Source organism: Marinobacter sp. B-21, from assembly GCF_056857895.1.
This window is the reverse complement of sequence record NZ_JBSXNZ010000010.1, coordinates 1-5,052: the sequence shown is the minus strand read 5'-3', so window position 1 is coordinate 5,052 and position 5,052 is coordinate 1. Positions and strand designations below refer to the sequence as shown.

General features: G+C 50.0%; 6 protein-coding genes. 3 read left to right on the top strand and 3 right to left on the bottom strand.

Annotated elements, in window-relative coordinates; genetic code table 11:
* The first annotated feature begins 159 nt into the window (after window positions 1-159).
* On the top strand, window positions 160-651 hold the full coding sequence (locus tag AC13C0_RS00195) for a hypothetical protein (protein WP_482953706.1): 492 nt from the start codon (window positions 160-162) through the stop codon (window positions 649-651).
* On the opposite strand, the gene tnpC is transcribed toward AC13C0_RS00195, so the two are convergent.
* The 3 genes from tnpC to tnpA are packed head-to-tail and all read right to left on the bottom strand — an operon-like array spanning window position 648 to window position 2,980.
* A complete protein-coding gene (gene tnpC, locus AC13C0_RS00190; RefSeq protein ID WP_482953705.1) occupies window positions 648-2,249 on the bottom strand; it encodes an IS66 family transposase in 1,602 nt (533 codons plus the stop codon). The two genes, AC13C0_RS00195 and tnpC, sit on opposite strands and share 4 nt — an antisense overlap.
* A 45-nt stretch (window positions 2,250-2,294) precedes the next feature.
* A complete protein-coding gene (gene tnpB / locus AC13C0_RS00185) occupies window positions 2,295-2,663 on the bottom strand; it encodes an IS66 family insertion sequence element accessory protein TnpB (protein ID WP_286920788.1) in 369 nt (122 codons plus the stop codon).
* A complete protein-coding gene (gene tnpA / locus AC13C0_RS00180) occupies window positions 2,663-2,980 on the bottom strand; it encodes an IS66 family insertion sequence element accessory protein TnpA (RefSeq protein ID WP_035565170.1) in 318 nt (105 codons plus the stop codon). Before tnpA ends, tnpB begins: the two co-directional genes overlap by 1 nt.
* Window positions 2,981-3,040: 60 nt before the next feature.
* Here tnpA and AC13C0_RS00175 point away from each other — a divergent pair, with 60 nt between their 5' ends.
* Both AC13C0_RS00175 and AC13C0_RS00170 read left to right on the top strand, forming a co-directional pair.
* Complete coding sequence (locus AC13C0_RS00175) at window positions 3,041-3,610, top strand: DUF2971 domain-containing protein (protein ID WP_482953704.1); 570 nt, start codon at window positions 3,041-3,043, stop codon at window positions 3,608-3,610.
* 109 nt (window positions 3,611-3,719) lie between these two features.
* On the top strand, window positions 3,720-4,970 hold the full coding sequence (locus AC13C0_RS00170; RefSeq protein ID WP_482953703.1) for a P-loop NTPase fold protein: 1,251 nt from the start codon (window positions 3,720-3,722) through the stop codon (window positions 4,968-4,970).
* Window positions 4,971-5,052: the final 82 nt, after the last annotated feature.

Below are 5,052 nucleotides of genomic sequence, written 5' to 3'. Positions count from 1 at the left end.
TAGCTTTCCAGGGTTGTCTTCCGAGTGTGGAGTGGTCTGTCAATGAAGGGGAACATGAGAGTCATTCAGGACGATCCGTATAACCACACGTTAAGTCGGACCCTGGCTGGCGCCAGGGCCGCTTAACCTCTTTCGTTATGTCCTCTGAGGAGCCGGATCTTGTCGTTTGAACAATTCCAAAAGCAATTTGAAGACCTTGGGCCTTTGGTTTCCGAATTCACGAATCTACATGAATACGTTGAGCAGCTAATCATTGACTCATCAGGGAAAAAGATTCCGACCTCTCTATTTCATTACACTTCGGCGCAAGGGCTTGATGGTATTGTTCAAAGTCAATCGCTGTGGGCTACTGATTGCAGATTCCTGAATGATTCTCAGGAAATGAAAGATGGTTTGGAGCGAGTAATAAAAAGGTTGTCAGAGACAAAGAAGCCAATTTTTTCCACTTTGGGCGCCCTGCTTTCTGATTTTGACGAAGTGTTCCACGACGTCATGTCGCCGCATCTCGTTTCTTTTTGTGATACGGACGACTTGCTCAGTCAGTGGCGAGCATACGGTAGCGAAGCGTGCGGGTACTGCTTAGAGTTTGATGTTTCAGATTCAAGCCTCGCGGCCTGCGTAAGCGCCGCTAAATCGACCCACTTGCCCTAACCGTATTGAGCCACATTTTTTAAAGCTGGCAGCTCTGCATTCCAGGGCAAGAGAGCTTCCAATTGTTCGAGGGTAACCGCATCAGCGATGTGCGTCAGCACATGGTGGATGTACGCCGACGGTTCCAGCCCGTTGGCCTTGGCCGTTTCGATCAGCGAGTAACAGGTGGCGCTGGCTTTCGCGCCCTGCGAAGTATCTGCGAACAGCCAGGCCTTTCTGCCCAGAGCGAACGGGCGGATGGCATTCTCGGCACCCGCATTGCTGATCTTCAGATCGCCACGTTCGCAGTAGCCAATCAGGGTGTCCCACTGGTTCAGGGTGTAGTCCATGGCCTTGCGGGTGAGCGAGCCCTTCAGCACCTGGCTGGCATTTTTCTCCAGCCAGGTTTTGAAGGCGTTCAGCAGCGGCAGGCTTTTTTCCTGGCGCACGCGATAGCGCTCGGCGTCACTTAGTTCGTTCGCGGCTTTTTCTAGGGCGTACAGTTTGCGGATGTGACTGAGGGCCACATCGGCTTTCGATGGCTGGCCTTTTTTGCCCTTGGCTGGCGCAGCCCGGGAGGCTTCCACGAACTTGCGCCGGGCATGGTCCCAACAACCGATGCGTGTCAGGCCGTTTTCACGGCAGACCTGCCCATAGCCGGAGTAGCCATCGGCTTGCAGGATGCCCTGGAAGTCATCCAGCAGGCGCACCGGCACCTTGCCACCTCGTGATGGATCATACTCGAACAGAACCGAGGGTTTTCCCGGTGGACCACCCCGGGTCACCCACATCCACTTGTCCGATTGGGCTTTTTTGCCATCCTCCTTGAGCACCTGGATCCGGGTTTCATCGGCCTGCAGGTAGTCACTGCCGTTCTGGGTTTCACGCATCAGGGTCATCAGCGGTTTGAACACGTCGTTCAGGCGGATGATCCAGTGGGCCATGCTGGTGCGGCTCAGGTCATGACCCAGGCGCTTGAACATCTGCTCCTGCCGGTACAGTGGCAGGCCATCGGCGTACTTGGAGGTGATCAGGTAAGCCAGCAGTGACGGTGTGGCAATGCACTTGCCCAGTGGGTGCTTGGACCGGGCGGCCGCAATGACATGCTCTTGGCCGTCTTGTTCGAACACCGCCTTTTCCTGCCAGTACTCCAGGACTTTCAGTTGGGCCGGAATGTACTCCAGCTCTTCCTTCACTTTGGTGAAGAAGGTCTTGCTGGCGCCGGCTTTCTCTTCCTCGCTGAGGGTCAGTTCAATACGCTCACGCAAGAGCGTGTCGGAGAAGCCGCGTTGGCGGCGCTTGCGGGAGCGAGGCGGCGCATCGGCTTCTTCCACATCGTCAGGGAGTTCGTCGCGCAGTGCGTCAATTTCGACCTCCAGCTCGGCTTCGTCGAACAAGAGGATCTGGCGGGGTTGTTTTTCACTGCTTGCGGCAAACTGCTGGATTTTCTTGTGGCGCAGGAGTTCTTCGAGAATAGCGATATAGTTGTCGCGACGCTGGAGGGTCTCATCACGTTGCTTCAACTGGCTCTGCAGATCGCCGATAACGGCCGCCATTTCAACGGGCGAGAGACCGCTGAAATCGGGTGTTTTGGGCGTGTTATCAGGCATTGTTTTCATGGCGAAATTATAGCAAAAACAACGCCCTGACACACTTAAAAAGTGCTACCCAACGCTCTCATAATGCAGGGTTTTATGGCCCTGCAGCAGGGTGATGTCGTAGCCGTCCAGCAACCAGTTGATCTGCTTGCCGTTCAACGGCATCAGCTCATCCGACGGGCCCGGCCATTTGAATTTTTCCTCGGCCAGGGACTTGTAGTAGAGCACGAAGCCGTTGTCTTCCCACATCAGGCACTTGATCTTGTTGCGCTGCCGATTGGTGAACGCATAAAGCGCTCCGGAGAACGGGCTGTGCCCCAGCTCCTGCTCGACAATCAGCGCCAGCCCATTGGCCTGCTTGCGGAAATCGACAGGCTGTCGATACAGGTAAATCTCCGGCAGGTCCCAGGAGGGGCGAAGGTACCGGTGGCGCATTACAGTTGCCTCAGCACGGCACCGAGCAACTCCACATTGCCGGCGTGCAGGCCGGTGATCGAGACGCCGCCGGGCAATGACACCGTTAATCCTTCTGACGACTCCGGACCAGGCACTGCCGATACCTTGGCAAACCCAGGCGACGACACGGGTTGCTCCGGAACCGCTGTCTCCGGTTCGGCCAGCTTTTTGCGCCAGTAAACAAAGCGGCAATAAGTCAGTGATTGCTGCTGGCAGTAGGCCATGCCAGACAAACCGGATGCCTGCCAGTCCTCGATATGCTGCTGCCAGAGACGTTTGCGTTCGGCGTGTGTCATGCTGATTCCTCCTGGGTTGACGAGGAAATCAGTGTGGGCAATCTTGGTAACCGAAAGTAGGTGCTGGTTTATTGGCGTTTACCGGCCTGCAAAGGCAATATTGTTGTATACGCAAACCTTCTTCCTGTCATTTACGATAATGACGTTAAAGAAAGAATAATTGAGGAAATTATCAACAAAGTCTCCTCTCTCATAGAAAAGTCGGGGCTCACAGGACAGCTTGAGGATTTGCCGGAAACCACAACAGGAATAATTAAGGGTTTGATTCATAACCTTTTCACTTTACCCATGCTGGCATTCAAGAATTCCGGATTTTCTGAAGAAAGGGAGTGGAGGGCAGTCTTTTACCCTAACCTGGTCCAAACTAGAGAGCTAAGAAAATTTCGGTCAAATAGCGGGATCTTTATTCCTTACCTGGACAGCATTTTTCTTCAAAGTGACGACGAACGGCTTTTTCAGAGGGCAAAGCTGCCAATATCCTCAGTTCGACTTCCGCCCTCAGCAGGAAATACAGCTTTAAAGGGCTTGGAAATGTACTTAAACAGCCAAGGCTTTGCTACAGGCCCAGGGATGCTAGAAATCAAAAAGTCCGCTATTCCTCTGAGAAATAAGGGAACTATTAATTGGTAAGTGCCGAAAGCAGGCATAACTAACCGCTGTTGTCGGACAATTTTTCCACCGCTTTGCGGCTCCAAAATTGCCGCAAAGCTCCGCGTTATGATCATAGGGCGGGAGTCTTGTGTCGATCACATTAGTTCATAAACAGATAGATAAATTTCTCGCCAGCACGACTCCTGAAGTTCTCGCAATTCGAGGGAAATGGGGCGTAGGAAAAACGTTTACGTGGAATCAATTTTTGGTTGACGCTGCACATCGCAATGCAGTTGGCTTGGAACGCTATTCCTATGTTTCTCTCTTTGGTATCAATTCCCTCGATAGCCTGAAATTTGCAATGTTTGAACAAGTTGTCGATATTGAGGCAATTGATCACAAGCCGAGCATTGACACCTTTAGGAAAAGTACAGAAACCTTAGGGAAGTCCCTTGGAAGGAAATCAATTAGAGTTATCCAAGGGCTGCCATATGTTAAAAACGTTTCTCTTGCTCTTGAAGCTGTTTCATTTCTCTCCTTGAAAAACACGATTATTTGCATTGATGATCTAGAGCGAAAGGGGGATGGGCTAAAAATACGTGATGTTTTGGGTTTAGTTTCTTTGCTAAAAGAACAAAGAGACTGCAAGGTCGTTCTTATACTCAACGACGATTCCTTCGAAAAAAATGAGAGTGAACAGCTAGATCGATATCGCGAAAAGGTGATTGACTTTGATGTTCTATTCTCTCCTACCTCAGAGGAATGTAGCGAGATAGCTCTTAATGAAGATTTTGAATATTTGGATATTTTAAAGAAAAATGTATTAAGTTTAGGTGTAAGTAACATAAGAATAATTAGGAAAATGCTGTTCCTTTCCAGATCTGTAGCTCCTCTTCTCAAAGATTGTGAGGCCGAAGTTACCCATCAAGCCATACATAGCCTCGTGTTGTTCTCGCTCTGCCACTTTCAACGAGACGATAGTTCGATTCCGTCGATAGACTATGTACGGCATATCGGATATTCACTCTGGGGTCTTGGAAAAGATGAAGAAAGTGACAAAGAGAAGAAGTGGAATTCTTTGTTACGTTCTTATGATTTTCAAAACTGTGATGAGTTTGATTTAGAGGTAGCTGATGCAGTGGTTAGGGGTTTTTATGATGAATCTAAGCTTATTTCTGAAGCTAAGAGTCTCAATCAAAAAATAGTCGCAGACAAAGTAGAGGGCTCGTTCAAGCAAGCTTGGGAAAAATACCATAATACGTTTGATGATAACGAAGAAGAACTTGTCTACGCTTTGTATGAGGGTTTCAAGAAAAGCTCAAAATACATAAGTCCCCTTAACCTAACCCGAACATTTCATAAACACCCCAAGCAGCAGCCACGAAATTTTCTCGGTTAGCCCATTACGCCCAGATATGAGAATTATTAGTAGTATGCGCGCCAATGTCGCTCTGATGTCATCCAGTCACCGGCCTTAAGTG

Excerpts from the sequence above, each read along its gene's own strand:
- tnpC (WP_482953705.1), bottom strand. The coding sequence starts at position 2,249 with ATGAAAACAATGCCTGATAACACGCCCAAAACACCCGATTTCAGCGGT.
- tnpB (WP_286920788.1), bottom strand. The coding sequence starts at position 2,663 with ATGCGCCACCGGTACCTTCGCCCCTCCTGGGACCTGCCGGAGATTTAC.
- tnpA (WP_035565170.1), bottom strand. The coding sequence starts at position 2,980 with ATGACACACGCCGAACGCAAACGTCTCTGGCAGCAGCATATCGAGGAC.